This window comes from Holdemanella porci (genome assembly GCF_009696075.1).
In the GTDB taxonomy this organism is placed as follows: domain Bacteria; phylum Bacillota_I; class Bacilli_A; order Erysipelotrichales; family Erysipelotrichaceae; genus Holdemanella; species Holdemanella porci.
The window spans coordinates 1-26,099 of sequence record NZ_VUMR01000008.1 but is presented as its reverse complement, the minus strand read 5'-3'; the positions used below and the strand labels follow the sequence as shown (position 1 = coordinate 26,099).

Genomic DNA, 26,099 nt, shown 5'->3' with positions numbered 1-26,099 from the left:
AGCTATCTCTTTTTCTTATGGTATAATATTTTAGAAAGAAAGGTGGGATTTCATGGTTCACTTACATATGCGAAGTTCATACTCTTTACTTGAATCACCTATTCGTTTAGAAAATATGATTCTTCATCAAAAACAACTCGGATATAATCATGTTTGTTTAACCGATCATAATGTGATGTATGGAACGATGGAGTTCTATCAATTATGCAAAAAGCACAATGTACATCCGATTATTGGTTTAGAAGTTGATTCCATCTATAATGAGGAGCCATTTCATTTTATTCTTCTAGCGAAGAATGATATGGGTCTACAGAATTTATATAAATTAAGTTCGATCATAAAAGGAAATGTATCTTTTGAAGAAGTTACAAAGTATGCCATAGATTGTGTGGTATTAACTTCCAGCGATGGGAAAGATACATTCAGTGCATATATTGAACATCAAGATTTAGAAAAGTTAAGTGCATTTGTAGAATTGTGTAAAAAATCTTTTTCAGATTTCTATATTTCTGTATCTATGAATGATTCGGGTAAAAAAAGAGCCGATAATCGAATTTTAAAACAACTTGATTGTAAACGTGTGGCTCTATCTCGAATTCTGTATGAGAATAGTGAAGACGTAAAATCTTTACAAGTATTAAGGGCTATTGCCAAACAAACGAATATTGAAAATCAAGGTTTGGACGTACAATTTCAAAGATATTTAAGAAGTCAACAGGAAATGGAAGCGTTGTATGATGAAAGTGAATTGATCGCTACAGAAGAAATCGCAAGAATGTGCAATATTCAAATGGCTTTTCAAAAGTCCAAACTTCCTGTATTTAAAAATAAACTTCAGATTGATTCTAGAGACTATTTGATCAAGCTTTGTAAAAAGGGGTTAGAAAAACGTTTAAATGGAAATTTAAACCCTACCTATATCAAACGTTTAGAATATGAATTAAATGTCATAGTCACTATGGGATTTACCGATTATTTTTTGATTGTATGGGATTTTATTCGATATGCCAGAAGTCAAGACATATTTGTAGGTCCAGGGCGTGGTAGTGCAGCCGGTTCTTTAGTAGCTTATTGTTTAGGTATTACACATATTGATCCAATTCAGAATAATTTATTGTTTGAAAGATTTCTAAATCCATCACGTGTTTCCATGCCGGATATCGATACGGATTTTCCAGATGATAGAAGAGATGAAGTGATTCAATATGTTCGCAAACTCTATGGACAGGATCATGTGAGTCATATTGTAACATTCAATACATTACAAGCAAGACAAGCCATTCGTGATGTAGGGCGTGTTATGAATATTCCGGCAAGAATTGTGGATGAACTTTCTAAGATGTTAAAGAATACATCTAAAATTACGTTGATGCAGGCCTATAATGAGAATGTTTTATTTCGAAAAAGGATCCAGTCAGATCAAAAATTAACTGAATTATTTAAGATGTGTGTAAACGTTGAAGGATTACCACGACACACCTCTTTGCATGCGGCAGGAATTGTTCTTTCAGATCAGCCTATTGTGAATGTCTGTCCACTTGTCAGTGTCGATGGAGATATTCAGGCTACACAATTTGCAGCGGAATATTTAGAAGATTTGGGTTTGATCAAAATGGATTTTTTGGGCATACGTAATTTAACGACGATTCATGAAATTGTCACAAATCTAAAAGAACAAAAACATATTTCTTTGGATATGATGAAAATCAATTTAAAGGATGCGAAAACATATCAATTATTATCGTTTGGAAACACTTTAGGTGTATTTCAATTGGAATCTAGTGGAATTACATCTTTACTACAAAAGATACAACCCAACAAATTTGAAGATATCAGTGTTGTACTTGCTTTATATCGTCCTGGAGCGATGCAGCATATTGATACATATATTGAAAGAAAAAAGGATCCTTCAAAAGTCGTGTATCCTCATCCTTTACTAGAACCAATCTTAAAGGAAACCTATGGTATCATGATTTATCAGGAACAAGTTATGCAGACAGCCCAAGTGATTGGCGGATTTAGCTTGGCACAAGCAGATACACTAAGAAAGGCTATGTCGAAAAAGAAAGTGGATGTCATGCAGAATTTAAAAGAGCAATTCATTTTAGGAGCTCGAAAGAATCGTATTAAGGATTCTGTTTCCAATGAGATATTTTCCATTATGGAACAATTTGCCGGTTATGGATTTAATAAATCACACAGTTATGCCTATAGCTTAGTAGCTTATCAAATGGCTTATTTAAAGGCAAATTATCCCTTATATTTCTATCAGAGCCTTTTAAATAGTGTCATTGGTTCAGGTATAAAAACTTCACAATATATTTATGAATGTAAACGAAGAAATATCGTTGTGAATGGGTGTGATATTAATCATTCAAAAGCTTTCTATACGATTGAACAGAATTCAATTCGTATGCCGCTACAAGTTTTAAAAGGTGTAGGGAAAACAATTTATCCAACGATTTTAGAACATGCACCATATATAGATTTATTTGATTTTCTTGCCAAGGCAAGTATGTATAAGATCAATGAATCTACGATTCGAATTTTAATTGATGGCGGAGCATTGGATTGTTTTGGATATAATCGTGCAACTCTTAATGAGAACTTAAGAAAACTGATTGATTATGTAAATATTGTGCGAATTGAAGATCCGAACAATTTACGTTTCGATTTTAGTATTGTCTCTCGTCCAGGCATTCAAAGAATCAAAGAGAATCCAATACAAAAAGCCCAAAAAGAGCAATATGTATACGGTTTCTATGTGAGTGAACATCCTGTGCAGTCTTTACGTATGCATAACTATCCAAATTGTATACCATTGTTAAATGCAGTAAATAAAGATGGATATATGAATATTTTAGTGCGTATTGCGTCTTTTAGAACGCACAAGACAAAGAAAGGTGATTGGATGTGCTTTATGAGTGTCGAGGATGAAGCTGGTAAAATGGATGCGGTTATGATGCCTCGTTTGTATGAACAACAAAAAGAAAACATTCAAAAAGATCGTATTTGTCTGATTCAAGGAAAGAAGGATCGACCATCATCGATTGTAGTGAATAAAATAGAGTGGATTGAGGTGTAAAAAATGATCACAAAACGAAATGATTTATTATCTAAAAAAGTGATTCAAGGCTTAAAAAACAGACATATGAATGGGTATTATGTGCATTCTAAACAAGAAGCTTTGGATTTGGCATTTGAAATAATGAAGCCGGGCTCAAGTGTCGGCTGGGGAGGCTCAGATACTTTAAATAAGATTGGTATCAAGGAAGAGCTTTATAAAAGAAATTTCAAAGTCATTGATCGAGATCAGGCAAAAAATGCCGAAGAAAAGTACAAGTTGGAAAGAGATTGTTTTTATGCAGACTACTATTTAATGAGTAGCAATGCGATGACAGAAGATGGAATTTTAGTCAATATGGATGGGCATTGTAATCGTGTGTCATGTTTATGTTTTGGGCCTAGACATGTCATAATGATCGTAGGTATGAATAAGGTGACAAAAGATTTAGATAGTGCAATTTCTAGAGTAAGAAATGTGGCTGCACCCATTAATAATCAACGTTTTAGTGGAAACAGACCTTGTCAATTAACAGGTAGTTGTGCAAATTGTTTAGCCCAAGGCTGCATTTGTGATCAGCTGGTCATCACAAGAAACAGCATGGAACCCGATCGTATTCATGTCATCTTAGTGGATGAAGTATTAGGATATTAGAATGAAATGGCTAGATAATTTAGCCATTTTTGTATTTTGAAATACATAAATGAAGATATGTATAATTATGGTGATGAATTTCTTGCATTATTTGTAGTTTCATGTTTTAATCTTTATGCGTAAAAAAATTATCCAGAGTTGAAGTAGAGAGTTAGCTCGTTGACTTCACGCCAACCTGACGATATGTTAAGGTGGTCCTGCTAACAGCGATAAGAAGTATAAAGATTTGTAACATACTTCTTAAAGTATGTTTTTTTTATGGATAAGTAAGAGAAGAGGAGACAAAATGAAAGACTATATTTTTACAAGTGAAAGTGTTACTGAAGGTCATCCAGATAAAATTTGTGACCAAATTGCCGACGCAATCGTAGATGCTGCATTAGCTCAAGACCCATATTCAAATATGGCTGTTGAATGTACAATTAAAGATGATTTTGTGTTAATTTATGGTGAATGTAATACAAAGGCAGAATTGGATTATGAAACAATCGCATTGAATGAAATCAAACGTATTGGATACACAGAAGAATATCATGTACATACTGTTGTGAATCAACAAAGTCCTGAAATTCACAATGCCGTAAATCGTGATGAAGTATGTGCTGGTGACCAAGGTATTATGTTTGGTTATGCCTGTGATGAAAATGATGAGTATATGCCATTAACTATCTATTATGCACACCTTTTAGCTCGTCAATTGACAAAAGTACGTCGTGCTCATCCAGATTTATTAAAACCAGATGGAAAAACACAGGTATCTGTTGAATATGAAAATGATGAAATCAAACGTATTGATACAATCGTTGTTTCAACTCAACATTCAAAAGATATTACACAAGAAGAAATTAAAGAATTGATCATGAATGAAGTGATTAAACCTTGCATTGATGAAAAATATTTAGATGAAAACACAAAATATTTAATCAACCCATCTGGAAGCTTCGTTGTAGGTGGATCATGGGGAGATTCAGGAACGACAGGACGTAAAATCGTATGTGATACATATGGTGGACGTGGACGTATTGGAGGAGGATGCTTCTCTAGTAAAGACCCTACGAAAGTAGACCGTAGTGCTGCTTACTACTCTCGTTATGTAGCTAAAAACATTGTTGCCAATGGCTTAGCTCGTCGTTGTGAAGTTGAAGTTGCGTATGCAATTGGTAAAGCACAACCTGTATCTTTATGTGTAGACACTTTTGGAACAGGTAAGTTTGATGATGAAAAACTATTAGAAATCGTTAAGAAAAACTTCAATTTTGAAGTAGGAAACATCATTTCCGAATTGGATTTAAGAAAGCCAGTTTACCACAAAACATCATGCTATGGACATTTTGGTGATCCTCAATTTACTTGGGAAAAGGTTAAAAAATTGGAATATTAATTGTTTAGAACTACAAATCTTGTAGTTCTTTTTTTCACTAAAAAGTGCAAAAAAATGGGACGGACTTGTTAATAATGGCAAATTTAAACAAATTAATATGTTAAATTGTGGGAAATACGGATATTCTTTTGACACTTACGAGAAAATAGTGTAGCCTCTTTAATTGTGTGAGCAATGAGGAGGCCCATAACAATGAAAAAATTAATGCAAGTATTTGCGAGTGTGATGATTGCTACATCTACATTTGGAGGTGTTACAAGTGTTGCAGCAAAAGAAAACACACCAGCTTATAAAATTGAATATCAGAATGCTGATTCAATGCAGTCTGTATTTACAAAAGAATTGCATAAAAAATATGCGAATGTAAAGTTTAAAAAGAAAACAAAAAATGTATCTGTATATGAATCAAAAAACTACAAGGTAAAAGTAAAAGATTTAGATATTGATACGGTTGGTAAACAAACAGTTTCTATTGAAGGGAAAAACAAAAATACAAATGAAAAGCACAGTGCTGAAGTAAGTGTCAAGGTAGAAGATACAACAGCGCCTGTAATTACTTGTGAGGATACAATTACAGTGGAACAAAATGAAGCATTTGATATCAATCGCTATGTTTCATTAAATGAAGAAGGAACTGTGACTTTGACTGAAAATGTAGATACAACAAATACAGGAACTGTTACAACGTCCATTAAAGCGAAAGATAAAGCGGGAAATGTAAGTGAAAAAAATATTACGGTAAATGTAGAAAAGAATTTCTACCAAAGAATTGCCGATGCAGCATTAGCTCAGATTGGTGTATATCAAGACTGTACAATGTTAGTGACAAATTCACTTGCTGCTGTAGGAATTAATTTCCATGGTGCACCAGCAGCTTATTTAAGCTTAGGACCTTTGACAAATAATCCAGTTCCAGGAGATATTTGTGTCTATCAAGGACATGTCGCATTATATATTGGTAATGGTCAGGCTGTTCATGGTGGATGGTATGGAAATCAGACAACAATTTATAGTGTTGAATGTAACCAACCATTTATTGGATATGTTCATGTAAATCGTTAATGAGATGAGAGTGATCTCATCTTTTTTTACACAGAAAAAAAAGAAGGCAACTAGATTGCCTTCTAAATGGACATATTAGTCTCTTCCGTTAAATGCGTATTTATATAAGTCGAAGATCAATTCTTTAGTACATGGACGTGGGTTACCACCTGTACATACGTCAGCCATAGCTGAATCTGTTAATGTAGGTAAGTCTTCTTCTTTAACACCGATTTCTTTTAAACTTTGAGCAATTCCACAATCTTTACTTAATTGAATAACGGCATCAATAGCAGCTTGACGATATTCTTCTTGAGACATTTCATCAACACCTTCAACTCCCATTACACGAGCGATTTCTCTAAATTTTTCACCAGTGTAATCTTTGTTGAATTCCATAACGTATGGAAGTAATGTAGCACAAGCAACACCGTGAGGGATTCCGTAGAATGCGCTTAATGGGTGAGCCATACCGTGGTCAACACCTAAACCAACGTTAGAGAATGCCATACCTGTCATATATTGTCCTAGTGCCATGTCTTCACGTCCTTTTGGATCGTTAGCACATGCAGCACGTAAGCTTCTTGAAATGATTTCGATAGCTTTTAAGTTTAACGTATCAGCAAGTTCCCAAGCAGCTAAAGTTGTGTATCCTTCAATAGCGTGAGTTAATGCGTCAAGACCAGTACTTGCAGTTAAGCCCTTTGGCATACTTGACATCATTTCTGGATCGATAATCGCAACAACTGGAATATCGTGAGCATCTACACAAACGAATTTTCTTCTCTTTTCAGTATCTGTAATTACATAATTGATTGTAGTTTCTGCTGCAGTACCTGCTGTAGTTGCAATAGCGATAACTGGGACAGATTTGTTTTTAGTTGGAGCAACACCTTCCAAGCTAACAACATCTTCAAATTCTGGGTTTGCCAAGATGATTCCAATACCTTTACAAGTATCTTGTGGGCTTCCACCACCAATAGCGATTAAATAGTCTGCACCGGCATCTTTAGCTGCCTGTACACCATTTTTAACTTGTTCAACAGTTGGGTTTGCCTTAACCTCATCATAGATTTCATAAGGAAGTCCAGCTTCATCTAATAAGTCTGTGACTTTAGTAGCTACACCAAATTTGATCAAGTCTTTGTCTGTAACAACTAAACCTTTCTTTAATCCACGTGCTTTAACTTCTGTAACCACTTCTTTGATGGCTCCAGCACCATGATAACTTGTTTCATTTAAAATAAAACGATTTGCCATAAGTATTATTTCCTCCTCATATACTTGTTAATTTTATTTTACGAGTACAAGCGCTTACATACAAGTTACAAATTGATAATAATGTCACATATAAGTGTTTTAGTGCATATTATCCAATATTTGTGCTAAAATTTTAAGAAAGTTTTGGAGGGATTTTTGTGGAAAATTTATTATTTAGCCTAAATGCAACGATTCCCGTCTTTCTATTGATGGTTGTCGGTTATTTCTTGAATAAAATGAATATTCTAGATGATACATTGGCATTAAAGTTGAATTCATTTGTCTTTAAAGTATCATTGCCACTATTGTTGTTTGTCGATGTGTCTAAATCTAATTTTAAAGATCTTTGGGATACAAAGTTTGTCGTATTTTGTGTTGTATCTACTCTAATTAGTATTCTATTATCGATATTATTTTCATTGCGATTAAAAGATAAAGCGATTCAAGGTGAATTTATTCAAGCTTGTTACAGAAGTAGTGCTGCCTTATTAGGACTTGCATTAACATCAAATATTTATCCAGATGTAGGTGTTGCACCATTGATGTTGATGAGTGTTGTATTTGTTTATAACGTAGTATCTGTTGTGATTCTATCTTTCTTTAAGGCTGAACAATCGAAGGTTGATTATAAGAAAACATTCATTGGAATTATAAAGAATCCACTAATTCTAGGCATTGTGATAGGTGTACTTGTTAGTATATTACCGTTTAAACTGCCACAAGTTATCAATAAAACAATTTCTATGATTGCAAGTACGGCAACACCACTGGGTTTAATGGCGATGGGAGCCACTTTTGATTTTGATCAGGCGAAAGGAGAATTGAAACCATCTTTATTTTGTACATTTATGAAGTTAATTGGTTTTTGTACGATCTTCTTACCAATTGCAGCTTTATTAGGATTCAGAAATCAAGCCTTAGTTGCCATTTTGATTATGTGTGGTTCAAGTACAACCGTATCTGGTTTTGTGATGGCTAAAAGTATGGGGCATAAAGGTGTTTTAACATCAAGTGTTGTGATGCTGACAACATTGCTTAGTGCTTTTAGTATTACATTCTGGTTAACGATATTAAAATCGTTTGGATTGATTTAGTTGACCTAAAGTTCACTTTAGGGTGTAGAATAGTATAAAGATTTTAGGGAGGAAAAGAATGGAATTGTTTTTAGAATCATTCCCAAAGATATTTATTTCGGGAATTGTAATGACATTACCTTTGGCAATCATTTCTTTTGTTCTAGCTATGGTGTTGGCCATTTTTTGTGCCTTGATACAATATGCGAAAGTTCCGGTTATGAAGTATGTTGTTCAATTCTATATTTGGATATTTAGAGGAACACCTATGCTTGTACAATTATTTATTATGTATTTTGGGATGCAATCGATTGGTGTGAGAATATCGGCTATTACGGCAGCGATTATTGTATTTTCATTAAATACAGGCGCGTATTGTGCAGAAACCATTCGCGGATCGATTGAAAGTGTACCACAAGGACAAATGGAAGCTGGACTATGTGTAGGAATGAGCTATATGCAGATTATGACGCATATTATTTTACCGCAAGCTTTTCGAAGTGCATTTCCATCATTGTTTAATAACTTGATTTCACTTGTAAAAGATACGTCTTTAGCTGCCAATATCACAGTTACAGAAATGTTTATGCAGACAGAAAGAATTGCCGGAAGAACTTATCAGTTTATGCAGTTATACATAGAAGTGGCTTTAGTTTATTTGATTTTCTGTACAGTTTTAACTTGGCTGCAAGCTTGGGGTGAAAAGAAGCTGAATTATTATCAGGCGGGGAGATAGAGTATGGCTTTATTAGAAATTAAAGATATTCATAAATCATTTGGAAATTTAAATGTTTTGAATGGAATGGATCTTACGGTCAATAAAGGCGATGTCATTGCGATATTAGGTCCTTCAGGATCAGGTAAGACAACTTTACTTCGCTGTATTAATTATTTAGAGACAGCTGATGCAGGAACTATGATTTTTAATGGAAAATCTTATGATTTATCAAATACATCAAAGAAGGATGTTGCCCATCTTAGAAAGCATACAGGGGTTGTATTTCAAAATTACAATTTATTTGCGAATAAAACAGCCCTACAAAATGTAACATTAGGTCTTACTGTAGCGCGAAATATTTCTAAAGAAGAGGCCAATGTGATTGGTATGCAGATGCTTGAAAAAGTAGGAATGAAAGATCGTGCGTCTCATTATCCTTCACAATTATCGGGTGGACAACAACAGCGTGTCGCAATCGCAAGAGCTTTAGCAACAAATCCAGACATTATTTATTTTGATGAACCGACTTCAGCTCTTGATCCAGAGTTGATTCAAGAAGTTTTAAGTGTTATGAAAACACTGGCTAATGAAGGAATGACTATGGTTGTGGTCACGCATGAGATGGCTTTCGCGAAGAATGTTTCTAGTCATGTGATTTTAATGGAAAAAGGGAAAATTGTTGAAGAGGGCAGTTCAAAGAATTTCTTTGAAAATCCGAAACAAGAACGAACAAAAGATTTTTTAAGGAAAGAGGAAATGTAAGATGAGAAAATTGTTAGCAGGTTTATTAAGTGCAACTATGGTATTTACTTTAGCAGGATGTGGATCTAGTAAGGATCATTTAGATGCAATTCAAGATAAAGGCGAAATCACAATTGGTTTAGAAGGAGATTGGCAACCATTTTCTTATCATGATAAGGATGATCAATTGATAGGTGTTGATGTGGAAGTCGCTAAGAATATTGCCAAAAAATTAGGCGTAAAAGCCAATATTGTGGAAGGCAAATGGGATGGATTATTAACTGGATTATCAACGGGTACGTATGATTTAGTTATTAATGGTGTCGATATCACAAAGGAAAGAGAAAAGAAATTTGATTTTTCTACACCTTATGCGTATGATCACACAGTCTTAGTTGTTCGTAATGATAATACGACAATTACTTCGTTTGATGATTTAAAAGGAAAGACAACTGCCAATTCGATTGGATCTACTTATATGGAATTGGGTGAAGACTATGGGGCTACTGTAAAAGGCGTAGATGATTTAACGAAATGTATGGATCTTGTAAAGAGTGGTGGTGTGGATGCGACAATCAATGCAGCTACTTCTATCAATGATTATCTTCAGACGACAAAGGATAGTTCATTTAAAATTGTTGATCAATCTAAAGAATCTACACCCTATGCCATCCCAATGGTAAAAGGGGATGATAATACCTCTTTAAAGAAAGCTGTAAATAAGGCTTTAAAAGAACTAAAAGAAGATGGAACTTTATCTAAGATTTCTATCAAGTATTTTGGTGAGGATCTAACGAAAGAATAAGCGGCTAAGCCGTTTTTCTTTTTGTTTAAAATATAAAAATAATTTATAACTAGATATAAATAAATAGAATTTGAATATAGCACTTGTTCTTTGTACAATAGACTCAACTTTTAGGAGGAACTATTTTATGTCAGAATTAAAGAATCAAATTTCTCAATTTATAGATACAAACGCAAAAGTATATCAAGATATTTCTTTGGCTATTCATGCCAAGCCAGAAGTTAGTGACTTTGAATATTTTGCTTCTCAAACCTTGAGTGAACAATTAAAAAAAGAAGGCTTTGAGATTGAATTACCAGCGGCAGGACATCGTACAGGCTTTGCGGCAACCTACAAAAGTAATAAACCAGGTCCTACGGTTGTTTTTCTAGCAGAATATGATGCTCTTGCAGGTTTAGGCCATGGATGTGGACATAATGTGTTTGGTGCTACTTCTTCTCTTGCGGGTGCTGCTTTAAAAAGTGTCGTGGATCAAATTGGCGGAGAAGTACGTGTATATGGTACGCCTGGAGAAGAGGGTGGACAAAATGGAAGTGCCAAAGGTTCTTTTGTGAAGAAGGGATATTTAAAAGATGTGGATTTTGCCCTATGCGTGCATCCAGGTTCAGGTCCAGAAGATGGATTAAGTACGCGTAATTATGCATGTGCACCTGTAGATATTGAATTTTGGGGAAAACCGGCGCATGCAGCAGGATGTCCTCAAGATGGAATCAATGCGTTGGATGCGCAGATCTTAACATATGCAGCCATTGGTGTTTTACGACAACAACTAACAGATCGCATTCGTATTCATGGTGTAATTGTTGATGGGGGAACAGCTCCCAATGTCATTCCAGAATACACAAAGGCCAAATATTATATTCGAGCTGCCGATATTGATACGTTGCATGAGTTATATGAAAAAGTAGAGAATATTGTGAAGGGCTCCGCTTTACAGACGGGTTGTACATCGAGTATGAAGTTGTATCAAAATCTTGTAGAAAATATGGTGTTAACACCTTCTTTAGATGCAATCTATGAAAAATATATTACAGAACTTGGCAATACTGTAAAACATGTAGAAGACGTGGTAATGCCAGGAAGTAGTGATGTGGGTAACATTAGTCAGGTTGTACCTACGATTCAGCCACATATTAGTATTACAGATGTACAGATTGCAGGACATAGTCAAGATATGGTCAATGCTTCATGTAGTCAAAAGGCAATGGATGCGATTGTCAAAGGGGCAAAAGCATTGGCTTTTACGGCACTCGAATTATTTGAAAATCCAGAAGAACTTGCGAAAGTTAAAGAGGATCATGCTTGGCATGTAGAACATCAAAAAGAGAATTAATTATGTAACATTTAAAGGGCTTTTCAAGCTCTTTTATTTTATGGAATCTTGAAAATCAACAAATATTCATTAAAATTATATAAATAAAGGAGACTGAAAATGACGCTTCAACAATTACTTTATGTATTAACGGTGTCAGATGAGAAATCTATGAATAAGGCGGCTGAAAAGCTTTTTGTGTCTCAACCTACTTTAACGTCTGCCATTCAATCACTTGAAAAAGAACTGGATATTCAAATCTTTAATCGTACAAGTCATGGAGTCACTGTGACGCAACAAGGACAAGAATTTTTAACATACGCAAGACAGTTGTACCAACAATATGAATTATTAAAAAATCGTTATGAAGATGTAAGTTTACGAAGAAATAAGTTTCGTGTTTCGTGCCAGCACTATTCATTTGCGACCAAAGCATTTGTGGATACAGTGAAGAAGTATGGGACTTCTAAATATGATTTTGCGATTAGCGAAACAAAGACGATGCATGTTATTGAGGATGTAGGTAATTCTTTAAGTGAGATAGGAATCTTATATTTATCCAACTATAATCGTCGTTTTATGATGAAACAATTTGATGAGTGGAATTTAGAATTTCATAAATTAGCCAATTGCGATGCCTTTGTGTATTTGTATAAGGGGCATCCTCTTGCCAAGAAAAAATCAATTACGTATGAAGAATTATTGCCATATCCAAATATGACTTTTGATCAAGGGGATAATCCTTCGATGTATACGGCAGAGGAGATATTGGTTGAAAATGAATTTCCAAGAAAGATTCAAGTGAATGATCGTGCTACGATGCTGAATTTAATGAGAGGACTGAATGGATATACTTTATGTTCTGGAATTATTAGTCGTGATTTGAATGGGGATGACTATGTAGTTGTGCCTTATGAAGCGAATGTAGAGAATCCCAATTCTATGATGGAAATTGGGTATATCACAAGGAAAAATACAGTGTTGAGTGAGATTGGTAGTACGTATATTCAAACGATGAAGGATTATTTTAGTAATAAATAATTTTTATAACTGCTTCAAAAATTTAACAATTAGACAATAACATAACCTTCTTGTAGAATACAAACATGCAAGGAGGAAACGAAAATGAAAACAATGATGATGTCAATGATGCAAATGTATATGTTAAAAAATGTGACCCGGTTTTCAATTCGTTTGTCGCTTATTTAAGTGTGCGATTGCCGGGGAAAAGTCCTCGGCTTTTTTTGTTAGATTGGAGTGTTATAAATGATTAATATAGAACATTTGGATAAAACCTATCATTTAAAGAATGCAGACGTACATGCCGTAGATGATGTTTCACTACATATTGAAAGTGGGCAAATCTATGGGGTGATTGGATATTCTGGTGCTGGTAAAAGTACTTTGGTTCGATGCTTGAACTTTTTAGAGATTCCAGATTCTGGAAGTATTGAAATTGAAGGGTTTGGAAAAGTAAGTGCAAATCAAGGAAGTTTAGATATAAGTCAAAAGAAATTAAGAGAGTTAAGACGATCCATAGGAATGATCTTTCAACATTTTAATTTATTAGATCGAAGCACTGTATTTGATAATGTGGCGTACCCATTAAAATATACGGGGTTATCAAAGAAAGAAATTGAGACTCGTGTGGATGAATTATTAGATCTTGTAGATTTGGCAGATAAAAAATATGTGTATCCATCACAATTATCGGGTGGACAAAAACAGCGTGTAGCCATCGCAAGAGCCTTATCAAACAATCCTAAGGTGTTACTTTCTGATGAAGCAACTTCTGCCTTAGATCCAGATGCGACAGAATCCATTCTAAAGTTATTGAGGGATTTAAATAAAAGATTAGGAATAACAATTATCTTGATCACACATGAAATGAGTGTGATTAAATCTATCGCAAACCGTGTGGCAGTTATGGAGAATGGTAAGGTTGTTGAAGAAGGAGATGTATATGATATCTTCGCCAATCCTAAAGAAGAGATTACCAAAAAATTTATCAACTCGTCTTCTGCATTATCGAATATTACGAAGTTGATTGAGAATAAGACAATTATTCCTACAGATAGTAAATTAGTTAAACTTACATTCACTAGAGATAGTGTTGGTAGTGCAACCATTTCAAAAATATCTCGTGAATATAATGTGGATGTAAATATCATGTTGGCCAATGTAGATGTCATTAATGCGGATGCTTTGGGTGGCATTATTGCTTCAATTGAAGGGGCTAAAGAAAATGTACAGCGTGCCATAGATTTTCTACATGAATCTAATGTAAAAGTGGAGGTGATTCATCATGCCTAAATTTATAGTGGATTTCTTTCCAAATGTTGCCAATTATTGGGATATATTTTTAACAGCATTGACTGCAACGTATCAAATGTTTTTCATCGCAGGCTTGATTACATTACTAATTGGAGGTGCTTTTGGAATTTCATTGATTGTAACAAAGACAGATGGGATTAAGCCAAATCGGATTATTCATTTTATTTTAGAAGTTATCACGAATGTGTTTAGAGCCGTACCATTTATCATCCTGTTGATTTTCTTGATTCCGTTAACACGAAGTATTGCGGGTACTTCGATTGGAGTCAAAGGGGCTGTTGTTCCATTAGTCTTTGGAGCGGTTCCATTCTACACAAGACAAGTCGAAACGGCATTAGCGGATGTAAATCCAGGAAAAATAGAGGCCGCTAGAAGCATGGGAAGCTCAACACTAGGAATTATCTTTCGTGTTTATCTGCATGAGGCGTTACCGGATTTGATTCGTGTAACAACCATTACGGCTATTTCATTGATTGGATTAACAACTTCTGCAGGTGCAGTTGGTGCTGGTGGAATTGGTTCGTTCGCAATTAATTATGGACAAAACTTACATTATCAAGATGTTGTGAATTTATGTGTGATCTTATTATTGATCATTGTTTCGTTGATTCAATTATTGGGGAATACATTGTCAAAAGCAACAACGAATAAAGAATTATTTCATAAATAAAAGAGGGAGAAAAGGATTATGAAGACAAATAAAATATTTAAAACATTTTTAACAGCAGGCTTAGTAGCTACAACATTACTTACAGGATGTTCATCAAAGTCATCAAGTGAACCTGTAAAAATTGGTATTCCAAGTGATGCCACAAATGGTGGAAGAGGGTTATTGCTTCTAGAAAAAGCTGGCTTGATTGAAGTGGATGACAAGGCTGGTTGGACTCCAGAATTGAAGGATGTTACGAAGTATAAATACAATATTGAAATTGTTCCTACACAAGCCAATACATTAGTTTCGACTTTGGATGATTTTGGAGCAGCCACAATCAATGGAACATATGCGATTCCAGCTGGATTAAAACCTAAAAAGGATGGTTTAATTACGGAAGTACAAGAAGTAGGAAGTGATAATCCATTTATTAATGTGATCGTTGCGCGTACTGCCGATAAAGATAATGAGGATTATCAAAAAGTAATAAAGGCATACCAAAGTCAGTTGGTAGCTGAATACATTCTAGAAAAGAATAAAGGAGCAAGTGTTCCTGCATTTGAATATGATAAAGATTATACAGTCAATAAAAATTTTGTGAGCGATATTGAAGGATATCAATCAAGTTCAGATGGAAAGAAAGTTATTAAGATTGGTACTTGTGGTTCTGCCGATACATTTAGAGCGGTACAAAAAGTATTAGATGATGAAAATTCTGGAATCTATTTAGATGTAGTTGTATTTGATGCATATAACTTACCAAATGAAGCTTTAAATAATGGCGAAATTGATTTGAACTCATTTCAACACAAAGCGTATTTAGAAAATGAATGTAAAGCACAAGGATATGATTTAACAGCGATTGGTGATACAAGTTCTGCCCCATTGACTTTATATTCAAAGAAAGTGAATTCTTTAAAAGCATTAAAAGAGTTAGCTGGTAAAAAAGAAGACTAATAAGAAAAGCCGATTTTTCGGCTTTTTACTTTATACATTGTTTAATATCTTCCTTTAGCTCATCACTAAACTCATCTAGATCATCCATGGTGATTGCTTCATCGCGCAATAATCCTAACAAAATGATAAACATATTTGAACGAGATACATCTCTTGCCAAAACACCAGGACTTTTATAATCCTCATAAATTTTCTTACGAAGAGTATAGTATTTATCAAAAGATGATGCATCTGAATTTAGTATGTCCTTATATTCTTCAATCAATCTATCCATATAGGCTTCTTGCCAGCCACCCAATTTCTTTTTAAATAATTTCCAATCTTTTTCCATGTTGACCTCCCTATTGAAATAAAGTTTGAATGATTTGATGAACCGTCATAGAATTCAATTTATCGACATCTTTTAATGTTTTTGAATTCCAGTGAAATAAAGATACATTACTTGGTTCAGTAAAACTAGAATCGACAGTGCAATTTGGATAACGACTGTACCAGTCTGGATAATACGTTTCCATGATTTTTTGTGCATATCCGACAGCTTGTGAATTTGAATTTCCATTTTGGTCATATGTACCTGAAATTTTAACTCCAGGAGGACTAGAGTGAGCAATCAATAAACTGCCATCTTCACATACGGCAAATACAATATAAACATGAGCATTCGCCATAGAGACAATATCACCTGGTTTTGCGTTTTGAATTGAATCTTTGTAGCTTCCTAACTTCATATTCGCAAATGTTTTTGTCATTTCTTCAGCCTTTAATACATAGCCATCGCCATGATTGGATTTGGTTTCGAGAGTATTGTAGATAGTCCAACCGACATAGCCTGAACAATCGAGTCCTTTATGGATTTCATACATATAGTTTTCATAATTGTATGAACTATCTTGTGTATCATAGAAGGATTTCCATTCCTTAGATAAGCCCAAAGTTAACGCTTCAGTTCCGGAACCTGTTTGCGCTTCGTTCCAGCCTCCACCATAAATATAGAGTGTTTGACCAACGGGTTTTAACGCGTTCTTTAAAAAATCAGTTGTAGTATGAATGGGTTTTGATTGAACTTTTGTTTCTTCTGTTTTATGACATGAAGATATTCCAAAGATAATTACACACAGTATTAAGATAGGCAATAAAATACGGTCATAGCGAATTTTTCTTTTTTTCATTATTTCTTGCCCTCTTCTATCAATTCATCAATATAAGAATCATCAATGTCAAAGCCTAAATAACATAGGCCACGATAGATGAAGTTAATATCATTTAAATGAAGGATTTGATTCATCAATTCCTTTTTCTTGTCATTAATCAAAGACATGTCATAATCACTTGTATTGCCACAAGGATGCAGACACGTTTTACATCCTGGTGATATTTTGTCTTTTTCTTTGTGTACTAAATCAATTAGATCTTGTGTTACCGTATGATTTTTTAAATGTTGAAGACAATCCATGATGATTGAGTCTGTATGTTCTGTTTTTGGATTTGAATCCACAGTTTTTGAAAGTCCAATTAAAGCGGACCATAATTTAGTTTCCATCAGATTTTACCTCCACATTAAAATAAGTATCTGGATAGGGTTCATCCTTTAAAGTATAGTGCCACCACTCGGATTCTAAAGGGATAAATCCATTGTCTAACATTAAATTTCTAAGTGTCTTGCGATTGTTTATTTGATGATTCGTTAATCCTTTTGTGTATAATGGACTAGAAATATCGCCAAAGTAATCAAAGTAAGATCCCATATCTAATTCTTTTCCTGTTTTTTCATCAACTAAAGTTAAATCGACAGTGCTACCTCTGGTGTGCGCTGATTTTTCAATGATAAAGTCATTCTCAAAAAGATATTTTTTGGGATATTTTGGATAGAAAATGGATTTCATTTTATCATCCTCAGTATCTTTCCAAGTCATGAAATGATCAAGGGCACTTTGAGGTCGATAGGCATCCCATATCTTTAATCGATATCCCATTTGTCTTGCCTTTGAATTGATTACTTTTAATTGCTCCACCAATTCTTTTGTTCCTAACGCTACCGGATCTATATAGCCATCAATGATTTCACCGATGAAATTGTAAGTTGTGCAATAGCGAATATCCAAAAGAATATCGGGGATTTCTTTTTGTATATTTAATAATTTCATGTATATATTCTAATATATTTGTTTATGTTAATCCACTTATGTTTTGTGTATAATACATGTTAGAAATGAGGTAATAAACATGAAATTTAGTGATATTGATTTTTCTGCCATTTCAAGAATGATGGACAATATGAGCGATGAAGAAAAGAATAAGTTAAATGACATGGCTCAAAATATGATGAATAATATGAAACAAAACGAAGAGCCTGAAGAAGAAACGGACTTTTATGAAGCTTTAAATATAAATGAAGAAGATTATGCAGATTTTCCGGGAAGTGTCTTAGATCAAATCGAAGCAGGAAGTGATTTGGAAGTCTATTATGAAGATGTAAAGGATGCAGATTTTAGTGCGAGTGCCTTATTTTATGCGAAAGCCACTTTGAACATGTTACGAAAATATATCTACCCTATCTTTAAGAATTTCTTTGATGGATTTAATAATCCTTCAACGACAACCATCTATTCCTATTTATATCCTTTAATGAATGAGGACAACATTCATAAGTTGTTTGATGAAGCGTTTGGTACGCCAGAAGGATGGATGGAACTTAAAAATGCTCTTCAACAAATCTATATTATTTTAAATCGTGCAGAGTATGATTTTGTGAGTTATGAAGATTTACAATTATTAAAAGATATCTTGTTTAATCAGGAAGTATTATTAAAAATCAAAAATATATGAAAAAACTAAAAATAAATAATTGTTTAGAACCAATAGATGAATGGACATATGAATCGTATGTGAGTGATTATGTTTTTGAGAATGTTTGTATTGAAGAAAACTTAGATAATATCACGATGGATGGGTGTAAATTTAGCAAGTGTCAAATGAATGATTGTAGCTTTAGCTTTATTGAATGTATGGATATTATTTTTGATCACTGTGAATTTGTAAATGTACACTTGAATCAATGTAGTTTAAGCCGTGTTCATTTCATTTCTTGTCGAATCAGTGGGATGGAACTTTCACAAAGCTTAGTTCAAGACACATTATTTCAATTATGCAAAGGACATTATTGTGACTTTGGTGGCAGTACATTTAAAGATTGTGCATTTGACATCAATGATTTAACGGGTTCAGAATTTGTTCAATGTAATTTTAAAAATACTTCATTTGATAAATGTATATTAAATTCAACCAAATGGTTTAACACAAAATTAAAAGAGCTTGATTTCTCAAGCTGTGAAATTGAAAACATTGCTGTGTCGAGTGATAAATTAACAGGTGTTGTCGTGAATTCATCCCAGGCACTTGAATTTGTGAGACTTTTAGGTATTGTAGTTAAAGATTGACATATTGTTTCAATCTTTCGGGCATGGATTCAATCAACATATTGACTAGCGTTTCTATATCTAGATACATATTTTTTTCAACCCATAACTTAGTCATTTCAATAGATCCATGACAATACATTTGAAGTAGAAAGTCTAGTTGTGGATCAATTGTTGTTTTTGTTTCGATTTTCTTTTTGTAGAAATCATAGATACAGCGATAGTCATAGTTTGTCAAAGAATTGTAGTCATCTTCTTTAAAGGCTTCTTTAAAGAATGTGTTTTGGCTTTGGATAAAAGTGAATTTTTTAATCAAAGCTTCTTTTAAAGTGGTTTGATCAGCCATTTCTTTAAAAGAGTCTAGGCATAGCTTTTCAAAATACCAATTCACTAGATCTTCTTTATCTTCAAAATTACGATAAAATGTTTGTCTTGTTAGATTTGCTTCTTTTGTGATCTGCGTGACTGTAATCTTGTTTAATGATTGTGTCTTTAATAGAATTAATAGCGCATTTGCGATCGTTAGTTTTGTATCGTTCATACTACTATTATATGTCATGACAATTGACTTTAAAAGAGGACTAGCTTAAAATTAAAAAAAAAGAGTTAGAGGAGTAATGAATATGCAGTTAGGCGAATCGATGGAAGATTATTTAGAAGCCATATTAGTTTTATCAAAATGTTTAGATCATGTTCGTAGCGTTGATGTCGCAAGTTATTTGGGTTTTTCTAAGCCTAGCGTCTCACATGCCGTAAAATTATTGTCTGAGCAAGGATTAATTGCTTTAGATGTTAGTAAATTTTTAACTTTGAGTGAAGAAGGAAAGAAAATCGCAGAAGAAACATATGAGCGTCATACTTTCTTTTCAGAAATGCTACAAAATATTGGGGTACCTAAAAATATTGCGACAGAAGATGCTTGTCGTATTGAACATGTGATTTCGCAAGAATCTTTTGAGGCAATTAAAAAGTATTATCAAAATAATAAAGACTAGCTATAGATTGTATCTGTAGCTTTTATTTTGAAAGGAGCAAGGAAAATGAGACCAGAAATATTAGCACCCGTAGGAAGTATGGAAGCATTAAATGCAGCATTAGCAGCCGGATGTGATGCTGTTTATTTTGGCTTGCCTAGTTTTGGGGCTAGGGCATTCGCAAATAATTTTGACTTAGAAACTACAAAAGAAGTTATTGAAAGATGTCATTTGTGTGGCGTAAAAATATATATTACGATGAATACAATATTATATGAGGATGAAATGGAAGATGCCTACAATATGGCAAAGATGGTTCATTCTTTTGGTGTAGATGCTTTGATCATTCAAGATTTAGGATTTATTCATCTTTTGCATCATAGACTACCCAATTTGGTGCTGCATGCTTCTACTCAGCTTTCAGTTTCTAACCCTTATCAAATTGAACAACTAAAAAAATTAGGTGTTCAACGTGTTGTTTTAGCTAGAGAATGTACAAAAGAAGAAATTCAAGCATGTGTAGATACAGGAATTGAAGTGGAAGTTTTTGTGCATGGAGCTTTATGTATTTGTTATTCAGGACAATGTTATTTTTCAAGTGTACATTATGGACGAAGTGGAAATCGTGGAATGTGTGCACAGCCATGTCGAATGAAATACACCCTTTATGAAGATGGAAATAAAGTGGATACGCATGGAGAATATGTATTAAGTCCAAAAGATCTATCTTTGATTGATGAAGTGAATACATTAGCGGATATGGGGGTTTGTTCGTTAAAAATTGAAGGGCGAATGAAGAGTGCTCCATATGTTTATGAGAGTGTTTCACAAGTCAAAAAGGTATTAGAGAATATGGAACGAAATGTTGAGGACAAACAAAACTTACGTGTTACATTCAATCGAGAATATACTGTAGGCCATATGTATAGGGCTAGTGGCAAAGAATTAATGAATAGTAAAACTTGTAATCATCAAGGAATTGAAATTGGCAAGGTTGTAAAGGTAAATAAAAATAAGATTTGTATTCAATTAAGTCAAGATTTGCATCAAAATGATGGAATTCGTTTTGAAAAAGAGAACTTAGGTTGTCATGTGAATTTTATGTATGATAAGAAACAAAAGTTGATTTCTTTCATGCCTAAAAATAATACAGTTCTAATCGAAGGACCAGTAGGGGTTCATGTAGGTAGTATTGTTCGTAAAACAATGGATTCTGAATTGAATAAAACAATTGAGAAAGAAATTCGTACATCCAATCGTCAAAGCAAGGTTAATGCGATAGTAACTTGTAGTGCAGTTGGAAAGCCGATGGTAATGGAAGTGTATAAGGATTCGACAAGCGTTTGTGTTTCTACTGAAATTGATAGTGTACAGGCTTTAAAGCGTGCAACGGATGAAGAAACGTTAAACAAACAGTTTTCTAAGACAAAAGATAGTTGGGCAAGTTTTGATCATATTGAATATCATTTGGGTAAAGATATTTATTTTCCGATTTCAGTTATGAACCAACTTCGTAGGGATGCTCTTGAGAAAATGAAAGAGGCTTGTTTAAAACAGGAGCCGCTTGTTGAAAAAGAATATAGTTATATTCCACAAGAGAGTAAAACCTCATTTGATTTGTTTGAAATTAATTCAATGAATCAAAAGGTTGATGATTCTTCTTGTTATGTGAGTGAAATGTTTAACAGTAATCAAATCTTAGAAAAATCAAATATAAAGAGTGTTGATGGATTTGTGAATGCGCATCTAGGTAAAGGAAAAATTGTAGATTCATTAAATGTTTCCAATTCGTATAGTGTGGCTGCTATCTTAGAAATGGGATATGAAAGCTGTGTAATCAGTGATGAGTGTGACAAGTATCAGGTTGAAAAAATTATGAAGGCTTTTTCAAGTCGTTATCATTTTGATGCTCCAGTCTATAAGACTTTATATCAGAAACGACGCTTGATGACGATGAAACATTGTCCTGTAAATACGGCTTTAAAAGATGGTAAGAGAATGAATTGTGGTTTGTGCCATCATCATCGTTATGAGCTTGAAGGCTTAGATGGAAAGCGTGTCTTTTTGCTTGGAGATAAAGATTGTCACATGCGATTGTATGATGTGAATATTATGGATGAAATTGAAAATCGAAAAGATTATGAATCGTATGGTATAAAACATTTTAGATTTGTGTTTACTGATGAGAACCAAGAGGAAGTTAAAACCGCTTTCAGAGCCTATAATCGTTGATTTTAGATGGCTTGCGTGCTATTATTTTATTAGCTTAAGGCTTAGAGGAGGATATTTTAATTATGCCTATTATTGTTGATGTATATGCTCGTGAAGTTCTAGATTCACGTGGAAATCCAACTGTTGAAGTTGAAGTAACTACAGAATCTGGTGCTTACGGACGTGCTATGGTACCAAGTGGTGCAAGTACAGGTGTTCGTGAAGCTTTAGAATTACGTGATGGAGATAAAGCTCGTTACTTGGGAAAAGGAACAACTAAAGCTGTTGAAAACGTAAACACTAAAATTGCTCCAAAAATTATCGGTATGGATTGCCGTGACCAAGTATTAATTGACAAAACAATGTTAGAATTGGATGGAGACCCATTCAAGAAAAATTTAGGTGCTAACGCTACTTTAGGTGTTTCTATGGCTTGTGCTTTAGCCGCTGCTGATTTCTACGGAGAACCTTTATACAAATACTTCGGTGGATTCAACGGAAAAACATTGCCAGTTCCTATGTGCAACGTTATCAACGGTGGATCACACGCTGACTCTACAGTAGATTTCCAAGAATTCATGATTATGCCAGTTGGTGCTAAGAGTGAAAAAGAAGCTGTTCGTATGGCTGCTGAAACTTTCCACGCCTTAAAATCTGTATTAAAGAAAAAAGGATACAACACTAACGTTGGTGATGAAGGTGGATTCGCTCCAAGCTGTAAAGATGGAAACGAAGAACCTCTTGAATTATTAGTTGAAGCTATGGAAGCTGCTGGATATGTTCCAGGAAAAGACATGAAGATCGCAATGGACGTTGCTGCTAGTGAATTCCACAACACTGAAACTGGATTATATGAATTGAAAAAATCTGGTCAAGGAACTAAGACTAGTGATGAAATGATTGACATGTACGAAGAATGGATCGCTAAATACCCAATCATCTCTATCGAAGATGGATTAGGAGAAAGCGACTGGGACGGATGGAAAAAATTAACTGACCGTCTAGGAGACAAAGTACAATTAGTTGGTGACGACTTATTCGTAACTAACCCTTCAATCCTTTACGAAGGAATCGAAAAAGGAATCGCTAATGCGATCTTAATCAAAGTTAACCAAATCGGTACTTTAACTGAAACATTCGACGCTATCGAAATGGCTAAGAAACATGGATACACTTGCATCGTATCTCACCGTTCAGGAGAAACTGAAGACACTACAATCGCTGACATCGCTGTTGGATTGAACGCAGGACAAATCAAGACTGGTTCATTAAGCCGTACAGACCGTATTGCTAAATACAACCGTTTAATGCGTATTGAAGACGAATTGAACCAACGTGGAACTGTTAACGTTGCTGAATACCTTGGAGACAAGACTTTCTACAACTTACCAGCTGTTGAATTCAAAAAGTAGTATTTCACTAAGAACTTTAGCTAATTAAGACCCTTCGGGGTCTTTTTTTTTGTGACGTTTCGTATTACTATTAAGCAAGTAAAAGGAAGTGCTATATGGTTAGGACAATTGTATGTGATTTAGATGGATCTTTAATGAATCCAAGTAGTGGAATCTATGTAAATGAAGCTGTTAAAGAAGCATTGATTGAAGTTGAAAAAAAAGATGTCTTAGTCGTATTAAATTCAGCTCGATGCTTTCAAGGCGTATATCCATTGTCTAAACAGATTTTGATGCAAGATTTTGGTGGATATGTCATTAGTTGTAATGGAGCCCATTGTTTTGATGTGAAAATGAAAAAGACGATGTTTGAGTATGTAATCTCAAATAACGATGTTTCATTTATTTGGCAATATGCTCAAAAGCATAATTTAGGCGTTGGATATAGTCAACCCGATTATTTTGTGGCAAATAAAATGACACATGGATTTGAACTGGATATGCATAATTGTGATGTGGATTACATTTTAACGAATCACATGGAAAAATATTTAAAGGGTTCTGTGTGGAAAGTGTCTGTATCGGATTCAAAATCACGAATGGATTCAATTTATGATGAAATGAAATCGATTATTGAATTAAATTGTAATGTAAAAGTTGTGCATAGTACAGATACGATGATTGACATTATTCATAAGGATTGTGGAAAGTTAAATAGTGTGAACCGCTTGTTGAAGAATCTTGAAATCTCTTGGAAAGATGTCAGTTCCATCGGAGATGGTTCAAGTGATGCGCCTGTATTAGAAGCATCTGGTCTTGGTGTTACTCTTGAAAATGGTTGTGAAGCATGTAAAAAAGTCGCAAATAAAATTGTTCCTTCATGCTATGAAGATGGCTGTATAGAATGGTTAAAGGAGTTGTAGAATATGAGAGTAGTCGATATGCATTGTGATACGATTCTAGAATTATTGAGTCGTGATTTAAAGGGTAAAGAGGCAAGTTTGTATTCGAATGATTTGTCGATTGATTTAGAAAAAATGAAAAAGGGGAATTATTTATTGCAGAATTTTGCGTTGTTTACAGATCAAAAAGAACTAGCGATTCCTGAGCAACAGACAATGCGCTTGTATGATGAATATTGTACACAAATGGATAAGTATGCAGATTGTATTGCACCTGTATATACGTTTTGTGATATTGAAAAAAATGATAAAGAAGGAAAATTATCGAGTTTGTTGACACTTGAAAATGGTGGTGTTTGCTTCAATGATTTAGCGATGTTAAGAAACTACTATCGCATGGGTGTAAGAATGATTGCCTTAACATGGAATTATGAGAATGGAATTGGTTATCCAAACCTTTCTATGAAAGATATGAATGGAAATCGACCTAACTATAAGCGTAGTGTAGATACAGAAAGAGGATTGACAGAGTTTGGAATTTCATATGTAAAAGAAATGGAAAGACTAGGCATGATCATTGATGTTTCTCACTTAAATGATGCTGGTTTCTATGATGTATTGAAATATACGACAAAACCATTTGTGGCTTCACACTCAAACGCAAGAAGCGTATGTAATGTAGCCCGTAATATGAGTGATGATATGATTCTTCAATTGGCAAAACGTGGTGGTGTCATGGGACTTAATTTCTGTGGCAGTTTCTTGGCTGATCGTGATGATCATAAGAGTTGTGTAGAAGATATGGTGAAACATATTCTATATATCAAAGATCTTGCTGGAATTGATGTGATTGGATTAGGTACAGATTTTGATGGTATTTCATGTCCTTTAGAAATTGAAAATGCTTCTATGATGAATTTATTAGAAGAAGCTTTATATAAGGCAGGGCTAACACAAGAAGAAGTAGAAAAAATCTTCTATAAGAATGTATTAAGAGTTTATAAAGAAGTGTTGTAAATGGATCGGCTGATCCATTTTTTGTTTTACGCTTTTGGCTTTAGCCAGTTGAGTACGAAGTACGAAACGACAAAACCACCTGCTATGCGGGTGGTGTCAAAAAATGTTATACAAAATAATCACCATTCTTTCTATAATGAAGGTGTTCAAGCTATCAAAATAAGAAAGAATGGTGATTATAATGGCTAATAAAGCA

At 34.1% G+C, this 26,099-nt stretch carries 26 protein-coding genes; 20 read left to right on the top strand and 6 right to left on the bottom strand.

Annotation, left to right across the window (positions count from 1 at the left end):
* Positions 1–52: 52 nt before the first annotated feature.
* From FYJ55_RS02730 to FYJ55_RS02715, 4 genes are all read left to right on the top strand, one after another.
* Positions 53–3,085 carry a DNA polymerase III subunit alpha gene (locus tag FYJ55_RS02730; RefSeq protein WP_154555536.1) on the top strand — a complete coding sequence of 1,011 codons (3,033 nt, stop codon included), beginning with the start codon at positions 53–55 and terminating at the stop codon, positions 3,083–3,085.
* 3 nt (positions 3,086–3,088) lie between these two features.
* Entirely contained in the window at positions 3,089–3,718 is a 630-nt protein-coding gene (locus FYJ55_RS02725; RefSeq protein WP_154555535.1) for a lactate utilization protein, read from the top strand.
* 286 nt (positions 3,719–4,004) lie between these two features.
* The gene (gene metK, locus FYJ55_RS02720) at positions 4,005–5,099 is read left to right on the top strand and encodes a methionine adenosyltransferase (RefSeq protein ID WP_154555534.1); all 1,095 of its coding nucleotides are present in this window, start codon (positions 4,005–4,007) and stop codon (positions 5,097–5,099) included.
* A gap of 192 nt (positions 5,100–5,291) precedes the next feature.
* On the top strand, positions 5,292–6,161 hold the full coding sequence (locus FYJ55_RS02715; protein WP_229771051.1) for an NlpC/P60 family protein: 870 nt from the start codon (positions 5,292–5,294) through the stop codon (positions 6,159–6,161).
* Between the two features lie 75 nt (positions 6,162–6,236).
* On the opposite strand, the gene fucO is transcribed toward FYJ55_RS02715, so the two are convergent.
* Positions 6,237–7,400, bottom strand: coding sequence for a lactaldehyde reductase (gene fucO, locus FYJ55_RS02710; protein ID WP_154555533.1), 1,164 nt, complete (start codon positions 7,398–7,400; stop codon positions 6,237–6,239).
* A gap of 158 nt (positions 7,401–7,558) precedes the next feature.
* Between fucO and FYJ55_RS02705 the strand changes: the two genes are divergently transcribed.
* From FYJ55_RS02705 to FYJ55_RS10965, 9 genes are all read left to right on the top strand, one after another.
* Positions 7,559–8,494, top strand: coding sequence for an AEC family transporter (locus FYJ55_RS02705; RefSeq protein ID WP_270498755.1), 936 nt, complete (start codon positions 7,559–7,561; stop codon positions 8,492–8,494).
* 58 nt (positions 8,495–8,552) lie between these two features.
* The gene (locus tag FYJ55_RS02700) at positions 8,553–9,209 is read left to right on the top strand and encodes an amino acid ABC transporter permease (protein ID WP_154555532.1); all 657 of its coding nucleotides are present in this window, start codon (positions 8,553–8,555) and stop codon (positions 9,207–9,209) included.
* 3 nt (positions 9,210–9,212) lie between these two features.
* Positions 9,213–9,953 (top strand): amino acid ABC transporter ATP-binding protein, encoded by a 741-nt coding sequence (locus tag FYJ55_RS02695; RefSeq protein ID WP_154555531.1) that lies wholly within the window; start codon positions 9,213–9,215, stop codon positions 9,951–9,953.
* Position 9,954: 1 nt separating this feature from the next.
* Positions 9,955–10,737, top strand: a complete 783-nt coding sequence (locus tag FYJ55_RS02690) for a transporter substrate-binding domain-containing protein (RefSeq protein ID WP_154555530.1) — start codon at positions 9,955–9,957, stop codon at positions 10,735–10,737.
* Positions 10,738–10,864: 127 nt separating this feature from the next.
* Positions 10,865–12,070, top strand: a complete 1,206-nt coding sequence (locus FYJ55_RS02685; protein WP_154555529.1) for a M20 family metallopeptidase — start codon at positions 10,865–10,867, stop codon at positions 12,068–12,070.
* Positions 12,071–12,169: 99 nt separating this feature from the next.
* Complete coding sequence (locus FYJ55_RS02680; protein WP_154555528.1) at positions 12,170–13,090, top strand: LysR family transcriptional regulator; 921 nt, start codon at positions 12,170–12,172, stop codon at positions 13,088–13,090.
* A gap of 225 nt (positions 13,091–13,315) precedes the next feature.
* Complete coding sequence (locus FYJ55_RS02675; protein ID WP_154555527.1) at positions 13,316–14,362, top strand: methionine ABC transporter ATP-binding protein; 1,047 nt, start codon at positions 13,316–13,318, stop codon at positions 14,360–14,362.
* A complete protein-coding gene (locus tag FYJ55_RS02670; RefSeq protein ID WP_154555526.1) occupies positions 14,355–15,053 on the top strand; it encodes a methionine ABC transporter permease in 699 nt (232 codons plus the stop codon). The genes FYJ55_RS02675 and FYJ55_RS02670 overlap by 8 nt, the downstream gene beginning before the upstream one ends.
* Before the next feature lie 18 nt (positions 15,054–15,071).
* Positions 15,072–15,992, top strand: coding sequence for a MetQ/NlpA family ABC transporter substrate-binding protein (locus FYJ55_RS10965; protein ID WP_229771050.1), 921 nt, complete (start codon positions 15,072–15,074; stop codon positions 15,990–15,992).
* 25 nt (positions 15,993–16,017) lie between these two features.
* Here the strand turns inward: FYJ55_RS10965 and FYJ55_RS02660 are convergent, their stop codons facing one another.
* From FYJ55_RS02660 to FYJ55_RS02645, 4 genes are read right to left on the bottom strand one after another with little or no spacing between them, the layout of a single operon-like run.
* Positions 16,018–16,323: a multidrug transporter gene (locus tag FYJ55_RS02660; protein WP_154555525.1), complete on the bottom strand. Its 306-nt coding sequence runs from the start codon at positions 16,321–16,323 to the stop codon at positions 16,018–16,020.
* 10 nt (positions 16,324–16,333) lie between these two features.
* On the bottom strand, positions 16,334–17,161 hold the full coding sequence (locus FYJ55_RS02655) for a hypothetical protein (RefSeq protein WP_154555524.1): 828 nt from the start codon (positions 17,159–17,161) through the stop codon (positions 16,334–16,336).
* On the bottom strand, positions 17,161–17,532 hold the full coding sequence (locus FYJ55_RS02650) for a hypothetical protein (protein WP_154555523.1): 372 nt from the start codon (positions 17,530–17,532) through the stop codon (positions 17,161–17,163). Before FYJ55_RS02650 ends, FYJ55_RS02655 begins: the two co-directional genes overlap by 1 nt.
* Positions 17,522–18,136 (bottom strand): M15 family metallopeptidase, encoded by a 615-nt coding sequence (locus FYJ55_RS02645; RefSeq protein WP_154555522.1) that lies wholly within the window; start codon positions 18,134–18,136, stop codon positions 17,522–17,524. Before FYJ55_RS02645 ends, FYJ55_RS02650 begins: the two co-directional genes overlap by 11 nt.
* A 79-nt stretch (positions 18,137–18,215) precedes the next feature.
* On the opposite strand from FYJ55_RS02645, the gene FYJ55_RS02640 reads away from it, so the two are divergent.
* Entirely contained in the window at positions 18,216–18,818 is a 603-nt protein-coding gene (locus FYJ55_RS02640; protein WP_154555521.1) for a hypothetical protein, read from the top strand.
* Entirely contained in the window at positions 18,815–19,429 is a 615-nt protein-coding gene (locus FYJ55_RS02635) for a pentapeptide repeat-containing protein (protein WP_154555520.1), read from the top strand. Before FYJ55_RS02640 ends, FYJ55_RS02635 begins: the two co-directional genes overlap by 4 nt.
* Here the strand turns inward: FYJ55_RS02635 and FYJ55_RS02630 are convergent.
* Positions 19,419–19,949, bottom strand: coding sequence for a TetR/AcrR family transcriptional regulator (locus tag FYJ55_RS02630; RefSeq protein ID WP_154555519.1), 531 nt, complete (start codon positions 19,947–19,949; stop codon positions 19,419–19,421). The genes FYJ55_RS02635 and FYJ55_RS02630 overlap by 11 nt on opposite strands.
* 82 nt (positions 19,950–20,031) lie before the next feature.
* On the opposite strand from FYJ55_RS02630, the gene FYJ55_RS02625 reads away from it, so the two are divergent.
* From FYJ55_RS02625 to FYJ55_RS02605, 5 genes are all read left to right on the top strand, one after another.
* Positions 20,032–20,403: a metal-dependent transcriptional regulator gene (locus tag FYJ55_RS02625; protein ID WP_154555518.1), complete on the top strand. Its 372-nt coding sequence runs from the start codon at positions 20,032–20,034 to the stop codon at positions 20,401–20,403.
* A gap of 45 nt (positions 20,404–20,448) precedes the next feature.
* Positions 20,449–22,614 (top strand): peptidase U32 family protein, encoded by a 2,166-nt coding sequence (locus FYJ55_RS02620; RefSeq protein ID WP_154555517.1) that lies wholly within the window; start codon positions 20,449–20,451, stop codon positions 22,612–22,614.
* A 62-nt stretch (positions 22,615–22,676) separates the two neighbouring features.
* A complete protein-coding gene (eno, locus tag FYJ55_RS02615) occupies positions 22,677–24,005 on the top strand; it encodes a phosphopyruvate hydratase (RefSeq protein WP_117573123.1) in 1,329 nt (442 codons plus the stop codon).
* 95 nt (positions 24,006–24,100) lie between these two features.
* The gene (locus tag FYJ55_RS02610; RefSeq protein WP_154555516.1) at positions 24,101–24,907 is read left to right on the top strand and encodes a Cof-type HAD-IIB family hydrolase; all 807 of its coding nucleotides are present in this window, start codon (positions 24,101–24,103) and stop codon (positions 24,905–24,907) included.
* A 3-nt stretch (positions 24,908–24,910) separates the two neighbouring features.
* Positions 24,911–25,903: a dipeptidase gene (locus tag FYJ55_RS02605; RefSeq protein ID WP_154555515.1), complete on the top strand. Its 993-nt coding sequence runs from the start codon at positions 24,911–24,913 to the stop codon at positions 25,901–25,903.
* The last annotated feature ends 196 nt before the right edge of the window (positions 25,904–26,099 follow it).

Excerpts from the sequence above, each read along its gene's own strand:
- FYJ55_RS02620 (WP_154555517.1), top strand. The coding sequence starts at position 20,449 with ATGAGACCAGAAATATTAGCACCCGTAGGAAGTATGGAAGCATTAAAT.
- FYJ55_RS02680 (WP_154555528.1), top strand. The coding sequence starts at position 12,170 with ATGACGCTTCAACAATTACTTTATGTATTAACGGTGTCAGATGAGAAA.
- FYJ55_RS02725 (WP_154555535.1), top strand. The coding sequence starts at position 3,089 with ATGATCACAAAACGAAATGATTTATTATCTAAAAAAGTGATTCAAGGC.
- FYJ55_RS02675 (WP_154555527.1), top strand. The coding sequence starts at position 13,316 with ATGATTAATATAGAACATTTGGATAAAACCTATCATTTAAAGAATGCA.
- fucO (WP_154555533.1), bottom strand. The coding sequence starts at position 7,400 with ATGGCAAATCGTTTTATTTTAAATGAAACAAGTTATCATGGTGCTGGA.
- FYJ55_RS02625 (WP_154555518.1), top strand. The coding sequence starts at position 20,032 with ATGCAGTTAGGCGAATCGATGGAAGATTATTTAGAAGCCATATTAGTT.
- metK (WP_154555534.1), top strand. The coding sequence starts at position 4,005 with ATGAAAGACTATATTTTTACAAGTGAAAGTGTTACTGAAGGTCATCCA.
- eno (WP_117573123.1), top strand. The coding sequence starts at position 22,677 with ATGCCTATTATTGTTGATGTATATGCTCGTGAAGTTCTAGATTCACGT.
- FYJ55_RS02730 (WP_154555536.1), top strand. The coding sequence starts at position 53 with ATGGTTCACTTACATATGCGAAGTTCATACTCTTTACTTGAATCACCT.
- FYJ55_RS02630 (WP_154555519.1), bottom strand. The coding sequence starts at position 19,949 with ATGAACGATACAAAACTAACGATCGCAAATGCGCTATTAATTCTATTA.
- FYJ55_RS02670 (WP_154555526.1), top strand. The coding sequence starts at position 14,355 with ATGCCTAAATTTATAGTGGATTTCTTTCCAAATGTTGCCAATTATTGG.
- FYJ55_RS02640 (WP_154555521.1), top strand. The coding sequence starts at position 18,216 with ATGAAATTTAGTGATATTGATTTTTCTGCCATTTCAAGAATGATGGAC.
- FYJ55_RS02690 (WP_154555530.1), top strand. The coding sequence starts at position 9,955 with ATGAGAAAATTGTTAGCAGGTTTATTAAGTGCAACTATGGTATTTACT.
- FYJ55_RS02650 (WP_154555523.1), bottom strand. The coding sequence starts at position 17,532 with ATGGAAACTAAATTATGGTCCGCTTTAATTGGACTTTCAAAAACTGTG.
- FYJ55_RS02660 (WP_154555525.1), bottom strand. The coding sequence starts at position 16,323 with ATGGAAAAAGATTGGAAATTATTTAAAAAGAAATTGGGTGGCTGGCAA.
- FYJ55_RS02655 (WP_154555524.1), bottom strand. The coding sequence starts at position 17,161 with ATGAAAAAAAGAAAAATTCGCTATGACCGTATTTTATTGCCTATCTTA.
- FYJ55_RS02635 (WP_154555520.1), top strand. The coding sequence starts at position 18,815 with ATGAAAAAACTAAAAATAAATAATTGTTTAGAACCAATAGATGAATGG.
- FYJ55_RS10965 (WP_229771050.1), top strand. The coding sequence starts at position 15,072 with ATGAAGACAAATAAAATATTTAAAACATTTTTAACAGCAGGCTTAGTA.
- FYJ55_RS02695 (WP_154555531.1), top strand. The coding sequence starts at position 9,213 with ATGGCTTTATTAGAAATTAAAGATATTCATAAATCATTTGGAAATTTA.
- FYJ55_RS02605 (WP_154555515.1), top strand. The coding sequence starts at position 24,911 with ATGAGAGTAGTCGATATGCATTGTGATACGATTCTAGAATTATTGAGT.
- FYJ55_RS02610 (WP_154555516.1), top strand. The coding sequence starts at position 24,101 with ATGGTTAGGACAATTGTATGTGATTTAGATGGATCTTTAATGAATCCA.
- FYJ55_RS02645 (WP_154555522.1), bottom strand. The coding sequence starts at position 18,136 with ATGAAATTATTAAATATACAAAAAGAAATCCCCGATATTCTTTTGGAT.
- FYJ55_RS02685 (WP_154555529.1), top strand. The coding sequence starts at position 10,865 with ATGTCAGAATTAAAGAATCAAATTTCTCAATTTATAGATACAAACGCA.
- FYJ55_RS02700 (WP_154555532.1), top strand. The coding sequence starts at position 8,553 with ATGGAATTGTTTTTAGAATCATTCCCAAAGATATTTATTTCGGGAATT.
- FYJ55_RS02715 (WP_229771051.1), top strand. The coding sequence starts at position 5,292 with ATGAAAAAATTAATGCAAGTATTTGCGAGTGTGATGATTGCTACATCT.